This window comes from Trichococcus shcherbakoviae, assembly GCF_963666195.1.
Classification (GTDB): Bacteria; Bacillota; Bacilli; order Lactobacillales; family Aerococcaceae; genus Trichococcus; species Trichococcus shcherbakoviae.
In genome coordinates this window covers 600,590-617,256 of record NZ_OY762653.1, presented here as the reverse complement: position 1 = coordinate 617,256, position 16,667 = coordinate 600,590, and the positions used below count along the sequence as shown (strand labels likewise).

The window sequence follows — 16,667 nt, the reverse complement described above, 5'->3', positions numbered from 1 at the left end:
GTGTCACTGTTTCGGGAGAAGCAGAAAAATCCTCGGACATCCATCCGGAAATTGTACCCACCAATCCATAACTGACTGCTCCCCATGGATAAATCCAGGGGGTTCCAAGGGCTGTTGGGACGTCACGGACCGTACTGGCGATATTTCCAAAAAAGTGGAGATGTCGTTTTTCTATTTCCGTTCTATTCCCAAAAGCCCTTAGACTTTCTCAACAAGGCGCCCGATGGCACCATTCGCGTTGAAGACTCACAGCTGAACCTTTTGGTTGCTATATCCATTTGTTAAGCTAATTGAAAATCTCGCAGTCCGAAATTGCAGGACCGGCGTCCGGTTGATTGGCAGAGCGTCTGGATGCAGGTGTCGTGGTGCGCCAGGAAGGTAGCAAACGTCGCGCTACATTTTGTGCGGTCAGTCTCGTTGCGTGTCGTTTGGCTGTTTTTCAGGAGGAATGCACTGTACAGATCCCGTTGGACAAGCTGCCCGGCAACAAAGGTCGTACGTTCATCACGTGTCTTTTTGATATACGTATCGTTTACGTGGTTATACTGGCTGGCACGGAATTTAAAGGTATCCACCTCGTATAGCGCGCCCCCTTCTTGGGGTGCTTTTTGCTTCATGATGCCGACCAACATAGCCGGCGCATGATAACCGATGGACTTGCCATAGCGCCCCTTGCGATTGAATCGCCCGTCCTTATTGACAGTGGTCTCTTTGGCCCGCTTCATCAATGCGCGGAAATCCATGGCCTCCACATAAACCTGATTACCCAGTGCCAGGATGGCATTGGCGGTTTTGTTGTGGGCTTCTTTTAATGCCACCGCCCGACGACGGTAGAGGTCCTTCAAGCGAAACATTATTTTCATGTAGTTCTTGCTCCGTACCCAGATCAACTTGACACCCTGCTTGACGGTACCGTCGACATTAAAGTTGGCGGGGTTGGTTGCGCGGCGACTCCGGTCCAGTTTTCGTTGCAACAGATGAATCGCGCGGTCATAGGACGCTCCTTCTGGAAATAATTCCTTCAAGATGACGCCGTCATCACCTACCACCGCCACCGTAGAGGTGCCGATGTCGATGCCCACTTCCGCATTCGGAGCGGGTTTTCGGCGGGACATGCCTGTATTATGGTTGCGTTTCACCGGCGGGATGCCTTCCAGCACCAGTTGCAGGAAGTATTGATTGCCGCCCTTGAACGCCTTGCGTACGATGCGGCAGTATTTCACCCGGTGCAAGGAGAGGGATTCCTGAACGAATAAATCGTTGGCACGCATAGTGACGGGCAGAATCAGCCCGTTCCACTCCAAACGGTCGCCTTTGAAGCGCATGCCCGTAGCGTTCGACTTGCCCTCCAACGATTCCAGCTGCCCGAACTTTTTGAAGTGTACCTTTTTCCCTTTTCCATACAGAAGGGAGGACACGCTTGTCCAGACCGCAGAAGCGATTTTCTGCGCTGTGAAGCTGTCGATGTGCTTCTTGTACGCCTCGCGCATCCGTCCGATGTAGGCATGCAAAGCGTATTCCGTCATACCGAAGGTCTTTTGGATAGCTTGCAATTCCTTGTTGCACGCCATCACACGATTCTTGTCGTTTGCTTTGATGGACAAGCGGCGTTCTGCCAGCACGTCTCGGTATCTACGGTTCTTATACAACTCTGTTAGCTGCGTCCGCGCATGGTACAAGACCTTGTTATACAGTTTTTCAGCAATTTTGAAACGCTTATCCAGCACTGCTTGTTCATTTTGATGTGTAACAAGTCCCAGCTCTACGACGAATGAAGCTGTTTTGCTTTTAGCCATACGTGTTCCTCCTTTCCTGAGGATCCCTTTGCATTTACTGGCGTTGTGAGGTCTTTTGGCTTTGGATGTATTGCTTGATCATTTCAAGCGGTGCCCCACCCACTGTGGAAACGAAATAGCTATTCGACCAAAGAGTGGGTAGCTTCGTCGTCAGTTCCTTAAACTCCTGTCTCAGCACGCGGGAAGAAACTCCCTTGATGCGTTTGACTGCTTTGTGAACCCCGAATTGTGGATCTATATCCAATAGGAGGTGAACGTGGTCTGGCATGATCTCCATTTCCTGAATTTCGACGGATAGACCGGTGCACGTTTCTACAATGAGCTCCTTTAAGCGTGCCGCTACTGGTCCGACAAGGACCTTTCGCCGATATTTTGGACACCAGACAACATGGTAGGTACAAGAATAAGTGATGTTATGATTTGATTTATATTTTTTATTTTCCATACATTGATTATACAGCGAATTCCCACATAACACAACTGAGTGCACGTCTTATATCCCCATAGCTAAAGCAAGGGGCTTTACGACGCTTTTTTGGTAAATATTTTTGTATATGTCCTCAGTCTGTGTTCGGCCATGTCACTTTTGAGGACCAGACGTCCATCAGCTTATCCTGCATAGCCTGTGAATATTTTTGCGAAATCGTCGGCAGAAAATCACTTTGCTTAAAGATTGAACGGCTGTATCTGTTCCGATAGACGAAGTCAAAAATGATGATGTCCTTTTTATCCATCAATATTTTGCTATTCGGAGGGTATTTTTGAAAAATGATCAAACAAAATATTTTGCAACTTTCGTTGACAGAAAACCACTTCAAAAGTATAATGAAATAGTTGGTTTTGCGGTCATGGCGGAATGGCAGACGCGCCAGCTTGAGGGGCTGGTGGGAGTATCTCCCGTGGAAGTTCGAGTCTTCTTGGCCGCATAATAATACAAAAAAAGGGTTTCCTTCATCACATCGATGTCGGAAATCCTTTTTTGTTGGTTTTATTAGTTCACATTTGAAATTGCATAATCAGCTTCTTCGGGAGTAAATTGTTCCCCAAATTCTGAAATTAATTGATCATATGTTTCGGCCTTGGACATATGCATCGTATGGGCATAAGAATCTGCTTTATTTGAAGCGGATTTATATTCGCTCGGGATTGTAGTGTCTTCTCCCCGCAGTGATCCAATTCCTAGAATCAGCACTACCACTAACCAGACCCACTATTTTTTGTAAAATGGTTTCTTTTCAATATACACTTTACCGTCTTCACCTTTGAACCTCTTAGCCATAATCATATTCCTCCAATATTAGTATTAATCGGCAGACCACTTCCTGCTGAGCGGTTTATATCCTTTCATTACAGACCGGGCACTTCATTTTTGGTTTATAAAATGTGCTACTACGCTTTCCATCCAGCATATATCTGTTATAATGTCGTGGATATCTTTTTACTGAAGGTTATCCTAAATAAAGGAGGGGCTTGTTTGAAGCTTTTACATACATTAAAACCGATAGTTGCAGTCATTGCTGGAAACGTTATTGTCGCATTTGCGATTGCGGCGTTCATTTTGCCGAAAAATCTGATTGCTGGGGGATCGACGGGGCTTGCCATTATTTTGAATCATTTCTTCGGATTGAACATTTCCTCGGTCGTGCTGATATTCAACGGCTTCATGTTTTTCGTTGGGGCCGCCTTGTTGGGCAAGAAGTTCGCCTTGACGACGATTCTGAGTACAATCATTTTTCCGACTTTTTTGACTTTTTTCCGGACAATACCCACTTTGCAGGACATGACCGATGATATTTTGCTTTCGGCAATCTATGCAGGGATCCTCTGCGGGTTGGGTGTCGGGCTTGTTTTTAAGGTCGGTGCTTCAACAGGTGGGATGGATATTCCGCCGTTGCTTCTGAACAAGCATTTCCGCATTCCGGTTGCGGTCGGGATGTACACGTTCGACGTCATTTTTTTACTGATCCAGGCGTTCTTTTCCAGCATGGAACAGATCCTTTACGGGCTCATCATGGTGTTCCTGACGTCCATCGTCATCAATAAAGTTATGGTAACCGGGACAAATAAGATGCAGCTTTTCATCATTTCCAAAAAGTTTGAGGAAATCAAAGAAGCGTTGCTGTATGTGCAGGACGTCGGTCTGACGCTGGTGAATATCGAAACGGCTTTCGAGGGGGCGCAGCAGCAAGCGGTGCTGTGCGTCATCGAGCAGCGTAAACTGTCCGCCATCAACGCCTTGGTCAACGATATTGATCCTTTTGCTTTCGTGATCATCGGTCAGGTGCATGAGGTTGCCGGGAAGGGTTTCACACTGGAACGCCAATCCGGGCTTGTAGAATAATAAAATAAAGCAGGGGCAGCCTCGAAAATGGAGGCTGCCTCTGCTTTGTTGATTTTTATTACACGACTAAAATTGGTTCGTCGACAGTTCCTTTAGTGATTTAAGCTAAACAGCCGACGCACCCCGTTAATAACTAATTGGTCGGCAGCCGCTCAGTACCCGCGCGCCGATTTTTTCGGTACGAACAATTGCGGGTTGGTCCTCGCGATGACGGCCAGTACCATAATCGTGAATGCGCCGGTCGCCAATGCGCTGGCGCCGTTCAGCGTAATCGAGTAGAACCATGCGCTCCAGCCTTCAGGGGCGTAGGATCCCCAGAAATAGTAGCCGGCGATTGTGTGCCAGAAGTAGCGGCCGACCGTGCCGACGATGGTGCCCAAAATGACTTGCCACACCAATGACTTTTGGTTTTGATCAGCGATTGCTTGTTGGACTTTAGGCGTGAACAGGCCGGCCAAACCGGTGAAACCGAAGGCGATGAAGTATTCGATGAATCCTTGCAGCGGTGTCAGGATGTATGCAGTCCCGATCAGGATGTGCAGCACACCCCACAGGAAACTGGCGAAGAAACCGGGAACCAGACCGCGGCGCAGGCAATAAAGAATCATGACCGGCGCTCCTACCGTTACGGAAAAACTAGGGCCGATATTGAAAGGGATCAAAGACAACACTGTCGCTAAAGCCGCGATGATGGTCCCTTCAATCCAGATGTTCAGATTTTTTGACATAAAAAACTCCTCCTTTTTGGGCATAATACACCATCAACAAAGGAGGAGAATGAATTTCAATTCTCAATCACAATCCCTACGCTCGTGCTAACGAACAGGTTCGAAGGGTCAGAATCTAAGTTCAATCTCAGCCATGAAGGCACCCCTTTGTGAAACGGTTTATTTAGTTACAGCTAACTTTACTACAGTTTATTTCGTTATGCAAGATTCACGCTGCACAAAGGCACGTCCGAAAAAACGGCGGCCTGAACAATCTTTTGTGCAAAACTACCTATTTCAGTTCTTTTTCTGCCTGTGCCTTCAGGATGGCTTCGCGTTTCTTTTTCTTCTGGGTATTCAGGTAGGAATCGATTAGGCCACCGATTATTGTGCCGATACCGAAGCCGATCGTCAGGTTGCCCGCGAAGTAGCCGATTGAAGCGCCTATAAGCATACCGTACATCGTGTAAGTAAAGGAATTTTGCAATGTTGGATCTTCATCCACCGGCAGATTTTTCTTTGCCGCTGCTTGTTTATTTTTATGCAGTTCCGGTATTGTTGGGGTCACATTTTTGCGCTGGATCTGATTGCCTTTGTTCTTTTTCGCCATTTGTTGTACATCCTTCCGTCTATCTGAAACATCTTTTGTCTCCAAAGAACATCATATCAGTTCGTTTATGGCTCTTCAATAGCTATTGGAGGCGGATGCAGGCGAAACCGTGCAAAAACGGAAAATTGTTCATAAATCGACGGCTCAATGCTCTTCGGATAGTTCAACGGGATCGCCGTTATCATCCTTAAAGAAACCCTTCAGCACAAAGGCATCATCTGTCGGCCGATAACCGATGGCGGTGCGCGCCTGTGAGATGTCCAGGCGCGGGAAACGATTGTCGGAAAGTCCGTTCACCAACAAGAATGGCTCAACAAGCTTCGCTTTCAGGGCGCAGTCGACCAAGTGGCAAAAATCCCTTGGAGACAGGTATTCGGACAAACCTGCTTCATCGGTGATCGGGTCGTCGATATTTTCATTGAAGTTGCCGATGCGGATGCCGATCGATTCCTGGCCTTTGGTAAAGGCGAAATGGCTGGCCAAACCCTCCAGATAGACTTTCGAAACGCCGTAAAGGTCGCCGGGGCGGACCGGTGCATCGACCGGAACCTGCACATTTTTCGGGTAGGCGCTGACAGCATGGATAGAGCTGGCGAAGATGATGCGCTTGACAAAGTTCTCGTACTTGGATGATTCCTTGAACAGGTAGTAGGGCATCTTGTAGTTCAACCCGATCAGCGCATCGTCGAAAACGGCATCGGGTGAAGGGTTTCCGGCCAGATGGATGACGTAATCGATCCCTTCGAGCAGGCCATCCCAGTTGCCGACGACAGTGAGGTCCAATTCTTTGACGATGGTACCCTCCAAAAGGGCCGGCTCGACGTCATGGAAATGGACATCCACCAAGGTCAGTTCGTAGCTCTTCTTCAGGTGATCCACCAAAACTCTTCCTATATTACCGCTTGCGCCGGTGATCATTATCGTCGTCATTATCGGTACCCCCTTGTTTCTGTGCAGTTACAATAGTGAGTGACTTTGCTTTAACTGTATGCAAGCCGCCGTAAAATGTCAAAGGATAGCCCTTACAAAAACGGTGATTACTCAGTCAAAAGGGGAATGTTATATTTCTGTAAGGAATGGGTAAATTAATTAAGCCCGGGGAACTAACTTAGTATAATAGGGGTAAGATGATAGGCAAGGGCAAGATACTTTTCAATCGAAAACGAAGGGGTGAGTCGGATGGACTTGTTGAATATGCAAATGCGCGCTTCTCAAGGTCAGTGCGGATCTGTTGTGCAACAATTTTCCCATTCATTCTTTTGCCCGACAGAGCACGTGCTTCCGCATGTGTTTTTTTGTTGGTCCTGACTGGGATCAGCGGGGCTTATCATCCTGAACATGAGCATTAAAACGGGGGTGATCATTATCAAACTTTCTCAAAACAAGACACAACGGAAAGGAACGGTGATCCGACGCATATCTCCTAGCTGTCAGGGGTGACAGCCATCGTACAGATGAAAGGCGTGAGGCCGGATAGAATGGTAACGTATCACCCGATCAAATGTGAAAATAGAAAAACTGGCGAGGTTCCCTTTCGGGTGCCTCGCCAGTTTTTTCGAATCGGGATTATGCTTTTTTGACGAACTCGGATTTCAGCTTCATAGCGCCAAAGCCGTCGATTTTGCAGTCGATGTTGTGGTCGCCTTCAACCAAGCGGATGCCTTTGACTTTTGTTCCGACTTTCAAGGCACTTGAGCTGCCTTTGACTTTCAGGTCCTTGATGACCGTAACAGTGTCGCCGTCCTGCAACAGGTTGCCGTTCGCGTCCTTGACGATCAATTGATCTTCATTTGCTGCCTCAGCAGCATCCGCGCTCCATTCGTGCGCGCATTCGGGGCAGACCAGCATCGCACCGTCTTCGTAAGTGTAAGTGGAGCCGCATTTCGGGCAATTAGGTAATTCCATCATGATTTTTATTCCTCCGTTGTTTTGATTAGTTGTCTTCTGACTTTTCATTTCCGGCCTTTTTCACAGGCGGAAGATGCTTATATACTGCCACATTTTCGCCTTGTTGACAATAGAATCTGGACAATATAAGAATAATAACCAATAAGAAGAAAGATAACGGCTCCGGAAGGCTCCGTATGTGTTGTAGGCTGAGGTTGTCCGATAACCGAAAAGAATCGGACAACCAGGACATGGTCGCAAAGTAGATTGTCCGATAACCGGGAAGAATCGGACAACCAGAGCGCGGTCGCAGCATGACATTCAAAAATGGCCCAGATCGTCGATGACTTCGATCCGGGCCTTTTCGATTAGATGCTGCTCAACACAGCATTTTTCTCTACTGACATTTTGGCTCTGTTTTCTTTGATCGCTACTTGCGCGGAAGCCAAGCGGGCGATCGGCACACGGTAAGGCGAGCAGGAAACGTAATCCAAGCCGATGCTTGAGAAGAAGGCGATGGATTCCGGATCGCCGCCGTGTTCGCCGCAGACGCCTAACACCAAGCCGGGGTTGGTTTCGCGGCCTAATTTAGCGGACAATTTGACGAGTTTGCCGATGCCTTTGACATCCAATGAGTGGAACGGATTCGGCTTCAGCAAGCCTTTGTCTTCGTACTCCTGCAGGAACTTGCCGGCGTCATCGCGCGAGAAGCCGAAGCCCATCTGCGTCATGTCGTTCGTGCCGAAGCTGAAGAAGTCGGCCTCCATTGCGATTTCGTCGGAAGTGACGGCCGCGCGCGGGATCTCGATCATGGTCCCGATCAGATAAGGGATGGTCGCAGCTTTTTCGGAGAGGACTTCCTCAATCTCCGCAACGATTTCCGCTTTGACGTAGCGCAGTTCGTCGACATCGCAGACCAACGGAATCATAATTTCCGGTGTGATCGTGCTGCCGGTTTCTTCGGAAGCGGCGATGGCGCCTTCGATGATGGCGCGCGCCTGCATCCTGTAGATTTCCGGGTAAGTGACGGCCAAACGGCAGCCGCGATGGCCAAGCATCGGATTGACTTCATGCAAGGAATCGATGTGCGCCTCCAAACCAGCCAAAGTGCCTCCCATGGCTTCAGCCAGCGCTACTTTGTCAGCCAGCGCTGTCGGCAGGAATTCATGCAACGGCGGGTCCAACAAGCGGACGGTCATCGGGCGATCCTGCAGCAAGGCGAACATTTCCTGGAAATCCTGGCGCTGCATTCCCAACAGCTCAGCCAAGTATTTTTTTCGTTCGTCCAACGTTTGGGAAAGGATCATTTGGCGGACAACCGGTATCCGGTCCTTATGGAAGAACATGTGCTCAGTCCGGCACAGGCCGACGCCTTCCGCACCCAAGGACAATGCCTGTTTGACGTCGGTCGGGGAGTCCGCATTGGCTTTGACCTGCAGCACTTTCATTTCATTTACCCATTCCATGAAGATGCTGAATTTGCCTCCCAAAGTCGGGTTCTGCTTGGCGATGTTGCCGGCGTAGACTCTTCCGGTTGCGCCGTCGATCGACAGTAAGTCGCCTTGGTGCAGGGTGACAGCATCGATGACGACGGTTTTGTTTTCTTCGTCGATTACCGCTGCCGTGCAGCCTGCGACACAGCATTTGCCCAAACCGCGGGCAACGACTGCCGCGTGAGAAGTCATGCCGCCGCGCGCCGTCAGGATGCCTTCCGAACTCATCATGCCGGCCAAATCTTCAGGGGACGTTTCGCGGCGGACGAGGATGACTGGCAGGCCGTCCTTTTGGGCCGCTTCGGCATCAGCAGTGGAGAAGTAGATATGTCCGGAAGCCGCTCCTGGCGAAGCGCCGAGTCCGGTCGCCAATATTGCAGCTTCCTCAAGTGCTTTCGTGTCGAAAGTAGGGTGGAGCAATTTGTCCAACTGGCCGGTTTCGATGCGCATCACGGCTTCTTCTTTCGTGATCAGGCCTTCATCGGCCAAATCGACGGCCACTGCGACGGCTGCAGCTGCTGTCCGTTTCCCGTTGCGTGTCTGCAACAGGTACAGTTTGCCTTTTTCGATCGTGAACTCGATGTCCTGCATATCGGCGTAGTGGTCCTCCAGTTTTTCGGCGATGGCCTTGAATTCGTTATAGACGGCTGGCATCACTTCCTCCAGTGTGTCGATGTTCAAAGGGGTGCGGATACCGGCCACGACATCTTCGCCTTGCGCATTCATCAGGAATTCGCCGAACAGTTTTTTCTCGCCGGTCGCCGGGTTGCGCGTGAAGGCCACGCCGGTGCCGGAATCGTTGCCGCGGTTTCCGAATACCATGCTTTGGATAGTGACGGCTGTGCCGAGGTTATGCGAAATGTTGTGGATTTCGCGGTAAAGGATAGCCCTCTCATTGTTCCATGAAGAGAAGACGGCTTGGACGGCTTGGTGCAATTGATCCAACGGTTCCTGCGGGAAAGTTTCGCCGGTTTCGCGTTGGTAGACGACCTTGTATTGCGCGATCAACTGGGTTAGGTCTTCCAGAGTCAATTGGTTGTCGAACTGGTAACCGTTCTCATTTTTGATTGTATCCAGGATTGATTCGAAATGGATGCGCGGAACGGATTTCACGACATCGGCGAACATCTGGATGAAACGACGGTAGCTGTCGAAAGCGAAAGTCGGGTTCTGCGTCTGTTCAGCCAGACCTGCGACTGAAGCATCGTTCAACCCCAAATTCAGGATTGTGTCCATCATGCCGGGCATCGAGAAGGCGGCACCGGAACGGACCGACACAAGCAACGGGTTGGCAGGGTCATGGAAAGATTTCCCGACCGCGTTTTCCAGATCGATGAGGGCGGAGTCGATCTGCTGTTGGATCGCAGTCCAAAGTGTCCGTCCTTCGTCGAAATAATGGATGCAGGATTCCGTCGTGATCGTGAATCCTGGAGGGATGGGCAGGCCGAGATTAGTCATCTCGGCGAGGTTGGCGCCTTTGCCTCCCAACAACATCTTCTGTTCTTTCTTTCCTTCTGAAAAACGGTAAACCCATTGCTTCGTCATATACTTTTCCTCCTTGTGAGTGGTCTATAGTTGCTTGCGGCTGATATTCATGACATCCATGTAGTGCAGGATGTGGTCGGCAGTTTCTTCGATCGCTTTGCTCGAAACATCGATGACTTCGCAGCCGATCTGTTTCATGATCTGGTCTGCGTATTCGAGTTCCTCCAGGATGCGTTCCATGCCGGCGTAGCTGGCGGAGGGCGGCAGTCCCAACGTTTTCAGGCGCTCTTTGCGGACTTCATTGAGCTTTTTCGGTGAATTCACGAGACCGATGATCCGCTCCGGCGCAATCGTGAAGATTTCTTTTGGTGGTTTCGATTCCGGGAAGAGCGGGATGTTCGCGACTTTCACGTTCTTGTTAGCCAGATAGATCGATAGCGGCGTCTTGGAGGTGCGGGATACACCAATCAGCACGATATCCGCTTTTTCGATGCCGCGCGGATCGCGTCCATCGTCATATTTGACGGAAAATTCGATGGCTTCGACGCGGTTGAAATAGTCCTCGTTAAGCTGGCGGTTCATGCCCGGTTTTTCTTTGGCCGGAAGCTGGAACAGTTGCCCCAAACCGGTAAGGATCGGACTGTAGATGTCGACACCGATCAGGCTGGCTTGTTCGATCCGCTCTTTCATGTAATCAGCCATTTCCTTTTTAACGAAGGTGTAGAAGATCATCGCCTTCTCATCTTCGGCCGCTTTTGCGCAGATTTCGTCGATCTCCTCGGTCGTCTGCACATAGGAATATTTCTTCAGTTGGTAATTTTCCGTCTCGAATTGGTAGAGGGCGGAACGGATCACCACATCGGCTGTCTCACCGATGGAATCGGATACTAAGTAAATCGCATTAAGCTCCATTTGCACACTTTCCTCCTAAAGGTCTTTGTTGAATATATCAAGCAACAATCTGCTGGCGGTCGATTTCGAAAATTTTCCGATGACCTCTTTTTTTCCGGTTTCTTCATACACGGAACGGGAAAGCACTGGTAAACTGTCGACGCGATGGGTGACGAGCAGTTTCGTGGCATCGACAACGAGCGTGTCGCTGAAGACGGTATAAAGATTCGGCATCTTCGTCATCACCATTCCGACCGGGATGGCATTCAGATTGGAGTCGCCCAGAGCGCTTTTGAGCAGATCCTTGCGGGAAACGATCCCCAGTATTTCACGGTTGTCGGTGACATAAAGGGAACCGCAATCCTCAAGGAAAAGCTGGATGATGGCGTCCTGGATGCTCGTTTCTTTGGTGAGGTTGACCGAAATTGCCATCACTTTTTCGACTTTTTGTTTAGCGATCTGTTCGACCAGCACGGAGTTGGTGTGCTCCTCGTTGATCAGATAACCGACTTTCGGTTTGGCCTGTAGGATGCCGCTCATTGTCAGCAGCGAAAAGTCGGGCCGTAGCGTCGCCCGTGCAAATCCTAGTATGGAGGCAATCTTTTCACCGGAAATCGGCTGTTGTTTCTTGACGATTTCGATGATCTGTTTTTGCCTGTCAGTGAGTTCCATTTTTACACCTCAATTCTTAATGTGATGTGCTAATGGATATATAGTATGTCACATTTAACACATTGTCAACACAGAGTGACATCTTTTTTCGCAGAAAAGTATCAGGAGCTATTTTTGTAGCTTGATCAACACCGGTCTATGGTAAACTTATAAAGACTAAGCGAGCGAGGATGTGGACCGAGAATGGTTTCAGTGGGATACAATATGCAAGAAATAAAGGATATGACATACAGCAACACGACCTTCCAGAAAGGGATGCAATTGTTTGAAAGCGGGGCACTGCGGCAATACACAGCCAACAGTGCTGAAAATGCCTTTTACGCAGATATCAAAGGGACAAAAAAATACGAAGTAGAGGTTTATCTGGATGAATATGCAGAAATCGATGATTACTATTGTTCCTGCCCGGCCTTCGAAAGCTATCCGGGGCCTTGCAAACATGTTGTGGCCTTCCTTTTGGCGATCCTCAATTCTTCTTCGGACTACAGGAAGGAACGAAAAACCGCGAGTAAACCAACAGCTATAGCCAATAAGTCCAGCAGCTACGATGTCGAACAGACGAAACGTTTGCTGGACGTGCTTCAATTCGAATTGCTTGAGGAGAACAACCTGTTCGACAGGGTGCCGATCCAAGTGGAATATACGATGGTCATGTCCGACCTGCGCTATGGCCAACACTACAGCCTGAAGATGCGGGTAGGCGCCGGGCAGTTTTATCTGGTGAAGGATTGCGACTATGTGATCAAATGTATGTTGGTTGGGAAAGAGCTTCCGTTCGGGAAAAAATTCACTTTTTCGCCGGACAAACATGAATTATCAGCGGAAGACCGTGCAATTTTTCTTCTTTTGAAGCAAATCATCGATGCTTCGGCCACATCCGCTCGCGACTATCGATCGAGCGAGGATCGCAAAGAAATCACAATTCCGGCGAGCATGGTGAAGAAATTATTGGAAAAGCTGGCGAATTGTCCGCTTGTTTTCATCAAAACAAATCCCTACCAGACCCAAGGGAGAGCGTTGTTGCCGGAACAACTGGTGCAGGATTTTGATCAGCTTCCGATCAGTTTCGCGCTGAGTGAATTGCCGAAGGGAGGGCTTCTCTTTGAAGAAACAACGGAAGTTTCATCCGAGAATATTTTTTTCAACCAGGCGGACATCTTCCTGATTGACGGAAATTTCTACTTTTTGACCGAAAGCATGAAGGACCGTTTAAACAGTATCTATACAGCCATTTCACAATCCGGGCATGAAGGCTTGCATATCGCACCGGACTCCGCGGGTGATTTCTTGGCGATAGCTGTGCCGGCTTTGCAGAAGCTTGTGACCATCTCGCTAGCGGAATCCGTGCAATCGACCTACCAACGCTTCCCATTGAAGGCGGAACTTTATCTGGACTGGAAACAGGAAAAGCTGATCATGGAATTGTTTCTCAATTACGGGGAAATAAAGATTGATGCCGCAAAAGAAGGCTTGGCCCATAAAGATTTGACTCCGGATACGGTCATCAGGGATCGGATTGCCGAAAGCATCATGATCCAAACGTTCAGCGATTGTGCAAATAATGCGTTAAAGTTTGATGGATTGCTCTATCTGGATGCCCTGGACGACATCATGTCGTTCCTTTACGAAGGCCTGGAAAAACTAGCTCCGCACTGCGGAATATTCACGACAGCAGCCGTTGAGAACCTGCTTTACCAACCCAGCAGGCCGCCGAAAGTCGCCATCGAAGTCAACAGCCAGTCACGTCTTTTGGATGTGACGTTCAGCACCGATGAAATCAATGTGGAGGACCTGAAACAGATGGTCAGGCAGATCGCCCAGAACAAAAACTATCACCGCCTATCAAACGGGAAAATCGTTAATTTGCGCCAAAAGGAAATCAAGGAGCTGACCGATGCGGTCGTGCAGCTGGACGTACCTTTGAAGGATCTGAAAAAAGAGATGTCACTGCCGCTCTATAAGGCGTTCGGTGTGGATACCAATGCGGGGGTCGTCCACCAGGATGAGGATTTCATGACGCTCATCAATCGGATGGAGAGGCCCGAAAAAATCGACTTCGAACTGTCTGAGGATTTGACAGCGACTTTGCGCCCGTATCAGGAAACAGGATACAAATGGCTAAAGGGGCTCGATCACTACGGCTTCGGCGGCATCCTTGCGGACGACATGGGGCTCGGCAAAACGCTGCAAGTCATCAGCTTCATCGCCGGCTCGCTCGGGAAAGGCGACACCAAACCTTATTTGGTCATCTGCCCTTCCAGTGTGCTCTACAATTGGCAAAAGGAATTCCAACAGTTCGCGCCAGGCATCAAAACCCGGCTCATCACCGGCATGAAGAGCGAAAGAAGGGACACGATCGCAACTGCAATCGCAGAAAATATTCCGGTATGGATCACCTCCTATCCCTTGCTTCAGCGCGATGAGGATCTTTATGAGGGGCTGGCTTTCCGTACCGTCATCCTCGATGAAGCCCAGAGCGTCAAAAACGCCACAGCGAAGACGACAAAAGCGGCTTCCGCGCTGAACGCCAACAACAAAATCGCTTTGAGTGGGACGCCTGTCGAAAACGCGTTGTCCGAACTCTACACCATTTTCAGCATCGCGCAGCCCGGACTGTTCGGGACGAAAAAGGACTTCAAACAGATGGATCCGGCGCAGATTGCCAAGAAAGTCAAACCGTTCATCCTGCGCAGACTGAAAGCTGATGTGCTGAAGGATCTGCCGCCGAAAATCGAATCGATTTCCTACATCGAAATGACCGAAAAACAAAAGACCGTCTACTTGTCGCAGCTGCAGTTGATGCGCCAGGAAACGAAAGAGATGCTGGATGCGGATACGCTGAACGAGAACCGGATCAAAATCTTGGCGGGCCTGACACGCCTGCGCCAAATCTGTTGCGATCCGGCTTTGGTCATGGCCGACTACACAGGCGGTTCCGGGAAATTGGACAGGCTGATGGAATATTTGGCGGAAGCCAAAGAGAACGGCAGACGCGTCGTGTTGTTCTCCCAGTTCACGCAAATGCTGGCAATCATCCGCGAGAAACTGGATGAAACGAGCGAAGCCTATTTCTATCTCGATGGCCAGACGCCGAATCAGGACCGGCTGACTTTGACGACCCGCTTCAACGAAGGCGAAAAGGATCTTTTCCTGATTTCCCTGAAGGCTGGCGGGACCGGCCTTAACTTGACTGGAGGGGATACCGTCATCCTTTATGATTCCTGGTGGAACCCTGCGGTCGAGAGCCAGGCGACCGACCGCGTGCACCGTTTCGGCCAGAAAAAGGTCGTGCAGGTCGTTCGCCTGATCGCGACCGGTACAATTGAGGAACGGATCAATGAATTGCAGGCGAAAAAACGCGAAATGATCGATTCCGTCATCCAGGCTGGCGGCCAATCGGTCACCTCCTTGTCGAAGGAAGAATTGATGCAGCTGCTGGAAATATAGATCTTGCTATAATGAATCGGCGTGGGCTGCTCGCAGGCTGCGCACAAGCCAATAATGTTTTGAGAAGGAAGGGGGATTTGGATGACGGATACACCTAATCCGGAAATGGATTTTGAATTATACATGGATACAGCGGTCCTGGCCGGACAAATCATGCTTGAAAGCAACGCGGAAACGTACCGTGTCGAGGATACGGTGACACGCATCTTGAAGAAGACAGGGCTGCAGATGACCGAAGCGTTGGCTTTGACCACCGGGCTGGTGGCTACGCTCGACAGTCCGAATATGCATGCGATTACGGTCGTCAAACGGATTACCGAACGCACGACGAACCTGAACAGGGTGTCCCGTGTCAATGCCGTTTCGCGGAATTTCGTCGAAGACAGATTGACGATCCAAGAGGCTTACGATGCGCTGCAGAACATCGACGAAATCCAATACAGCAGGCGTCAGAAAAGCTTTGCTCTGATCGGCTTTATCCAATTGTTCATCTTTTTGATGGGCGGTACATTTTATGACTTCTTCGCGATGCTCCCGGTAAGCGCCGCAGTTTCATTTGTTCTGCACATCGCTGCCAAATGGAAAATCCGCCCGTTTATCCAAAATATGGTGTCCAGTTTTGTGATTGCAGTATTGACAGCGATTTTGTTCGAGTCATTATCCTTTGCAATCCAACCGGATACCATCATCATCAGTGCCATCATGCCGCTGTTGCCGGGGACGGTATTGACGAACGGCATCCGTGACACTTTCCGCGGGGATTACATGTCGGGAGCTGCAAAAATATTGGAGGCCTTTGTGATCGCGATATTCATTGCGATCGGCATCGGTGCCGGCTTGGTCGTCGGAGGGGAGGTGATCCGATGAATTTGCTTAGCATCGTTGTGGAAATGGTCGTCGCTTTTGTTGCTGTCTACTTCATTGCCATCACTTTGGAAGCGCCGAAACGGACATTGCGGTATGGCGCGTTGGGAGGGGCTTTGGGCTGGGGTGTTTACCTTGGCGGGTTGTCTTTTTTGGACATCGTTGGGGCCACTTTTCTGGCCAGCCTGTTCATCGCTTGGATCGCGCACCTGTTCGCGCGTCATCTGAAGACGCCGGTGACGATCTATTTCATCCCGGCCTTCATCGCCCTGGTTCCTGGAGCCGGCGTTTATCAATCGGTCTATTCCTTCATCAACAAAGAATATGCAGTCGCGCAGCAGCATCTGGTCCTGACGCTGCAGATATCGGGCGCTATCGCACTTGCGATCTTCATTGTGGACAGTCTCTTCGGGCTCATGGCCAGAATCAAGGCTTCAAAGGAAAAGAATAGCCCCGCCAATTAGTGTTTGCGAG

General features: G+C 49.7%; 15 protein-coding genes, 1 tRNA gene and 1 riboswitch. Of the genes, 5 read left to right on the top strand and 11 right to left on the bottom strand.

Annotated features, from left to right (window positions below):
• Positions 1–281: 281 nt before the first annotated feature.
• The 3 genes from ACKPBX_RS02925 to ACKPBX_RS02915 form a co-directional block, all read right to left on the bottom strand.
• A complete protein-coding gene (locus ACKPBX_RS02925; protein WP_119093447.1) occupies positions 282–1,796 on the bottom strand; it encodes a transposase in 1,515 nt (504 codons plus the stop codon).
• A 34-nt stretch (positions 1,797–1,830) separates the two neighbouring features.
• On the bottom strand, positions 1,831–2,241 hold the full coding sequence (gene tnpA, locus ACKPBX_RS02920; RefSeq protein ID WP_086990965.1) for an IS200/IS605 family transposase: 411 nt from the start codon (positions 2,239–2,241) through the stop codon (positions 1,831–1,833).
• Positions 2,242–2,356: 115 nt separating this feature from the next.
• Positions 2,357–2,530 carry a hypothetical protein gene (locus tag ACKPBX_RS02915; RefSeq protein ID WP_160117078.1) on the bottom strand — a complete coding sequence of 58 codons (174 nt, stop codon included), beginning with the start codon at positions 2,528–2,530 and terminating at the stop codon, positions 2,357–2,359.
• A gap of 108 nt (positions 2,531–2,638) precedes the next feature.
• Between ACKPBX_RS02915 and ACKPBX_RS02910 the strand changes: the two genes are divergently transcribed.
• Positions 2,639–2,722, top strand: a tRNA-Leu gene (locus tag ACKPBX_RS02910).
• 65 nt (positions 2,723–2,787) lie between these two features.
• Here the strand turns inward: ACKPBX_RS02910 and ACKPBX_RS02905 are convergent.
• Positions 2,788–2,994: an Ltp family lipoprotein gene (locus ACKPBX_RS02905; protein WP_319995941.1), complete on the bottom strand. Its 207-nt coding sequence runs from the start codon at positions 2,992–2,994 to the stop codon at positions 2,788–2,790.
• Between the two features lie 276 nt (positions 2,995–3,270).
• Here ACKPBX_RS02905 and ACKPBX_RS02900 point away from each other — a divergent pair, with 276 nt between their 5' ends.
• Positions 3,271–4,137, top strand: coding sequence for a YitT family protein (locus tag ACKPBX_RS02900; RefSeq protein WP_147413857.1), 867 nt, complete (start codon positions 3,271–3,273; stop codon positions 4,135–4,137).
• Between the two features lie 152 nt (positions 4,138–4,289).
• On the opposite strand, the gene thiT is transcribed toward ACKPBX_RS02900, so the two are convergent.
• The 7 genes from thiT to ACKPBX_RS02865 all read right to left on the bottom strand — a co-directional run bounded on the left by thiT (position 4,290) and on the right by ACKPBX_RS02865 (position 11,882).
• Positions 4,290–4,865, bottom strand: coding sequence for an energy-coupled thiamine transporter ThiT (gene thiT / locus ACKPBX_RS02895; protein WP_119093451.1), 576 nt, complete (start codon positions 4,863–4,865; stop codon positions 4,290–4,292).
• 56 nt (positions 4,866–4,921) lie between these two features.
• A riboswitch (TPP riboswitch) is annotated at positions 4,922–5,022 on the bottom strand.
• A gap of 114 nt (positions 5,023–5,136) precedes the next feature.
• Positions 5,137–5,454 (bottom strand): hypothetical protein, encoded by a 318-nt coding sequence (locus ACKPBX_RS02890; protein ID WP_319995940.1) that lies wholly within the window; start codon positions 5,452–5,454, stop codon positions 5,137–5,139.
• Between the two features lie 144 nt (positions 5,455–5,598).
• The gene (locus tag ACKPBX_RS02885; protein ID WP_319995939.1) at positions 5,599–6,384 is read right to left on the bottom strand and encodes an NAD-dependent epimerase/dehydratase family protein; all 786 of its coding nucleotides are present in this window, start codon (positions 6,382–6,384) and stop codon (positions 5,599–5,601) included.
• Positions 6,385–7,020: 636 nt separating this feature from the next.
• Positions 7,021–7,359 carry a zinc ribbon domain-containing protein YjdM gene (locus ACKPBX_RS02880; RefSeq protein ID WP_319996397.1) on the bottom strand — a complete coding sequence of 113 codons (339 nt, stop codon included), beginning with the start codon at positions 7,357–7,359 and terminating at the stop codon, positions 7,021–7,023.
• A 350-nt stretch (positions 7,360–7,709) separates the two neighbouring features.
• The gene (gene ppdK, locus ACKPBX_RS02875) at positions 7,710–10,379 is read right to left on the bottom strand and encodes a pyruvate, phosphate dikinase (protein ID WP_319995938.1); all 2,670 of its coding nucleotides are present in this window, start codon (positions 10,377–10,379) and stop codon (positions 7,710–7,712) included.
• Positions 10,380–10,403: 24 nt separating this feature from the next.
• Positions 10,404–11,231 carry a pyruvate, water dikinase regulatory protein gene (locus tag ACKPBX_RS02870; RefSeq protein ID WP_319996396.1) on the bottom strand — a complete coding sequence of 276 codons (828 nt, stop codon included), beginning with the start codon at positions 11,229–11,231 and terminating at the stop codon, positions 10,404–10,406.
• A 15-nt stretch (positions 11,232–11,246) separates the two neighbouring features.
• A complete protein-coding gene (locus tag ACKPBX_RS02865) occupies positions 11,247–11,882 on the bottom strand; it encodes a CBS domain-containing protein (protein WP_068561740.1) in 636 nt (211 codons plus the stop codon).
• Between the two features lie 204 nt (positions 11,883–12,086).
• On the opposite strand from ACKPBX_RS02865, the gene ACKPBX_RS02860 reads away from it, so the two are divergent.
• The 3 genes from ACKPBX_RS02860 to ACKPBX_RS02850 all read left to right on the top strand — a co-directional run bounded on the left by ACKPBX_RS02860 (position 12,087) and on the right by ACKPBX_RS02850 (position 16,657).
• Positions 12,087–15,329 (top strand): SNF2-related protein, encoded by a 3,243-nt coding sequence (locus ACKPBX_RS02860; RefSeq protein WP_319995937.1) that lies wholly within the window; start codon positions 12,087–12,089, stop codon positions 15,327–15,329.
• A gap of 81 nt (positions 15,330–15,410) precedes the next feature.
• Positions 15,411–16,196 (top strand): threonine/serine exporter family protein, encoded by a 786-nt coding sequence (locus tag ACKPBX_RS02855; RefSeq protein WP_319995936.1) that lies wholly within the window; start codon positions 15,411–15,413, stop codon positions 16,194–16,196.
• Positions 16,193–16,657 (top strand): threonine/serine exporter family protein, encoded by a 465-nt coding sequence (locus ACKPBX_RS02850; RefSeq protein ID WP_319995935.1) that lies wholly within the window; start codon positions 16,193–16,195, stop codon positions 16,655–16,657. Before ACKPBX_RS02855 ends, ACKPBX_RS02850 begins: the two co-directional genes overlap by 4 nt.
• Positions 16,658–16,667: the final 10 nt, after the last annotated feature.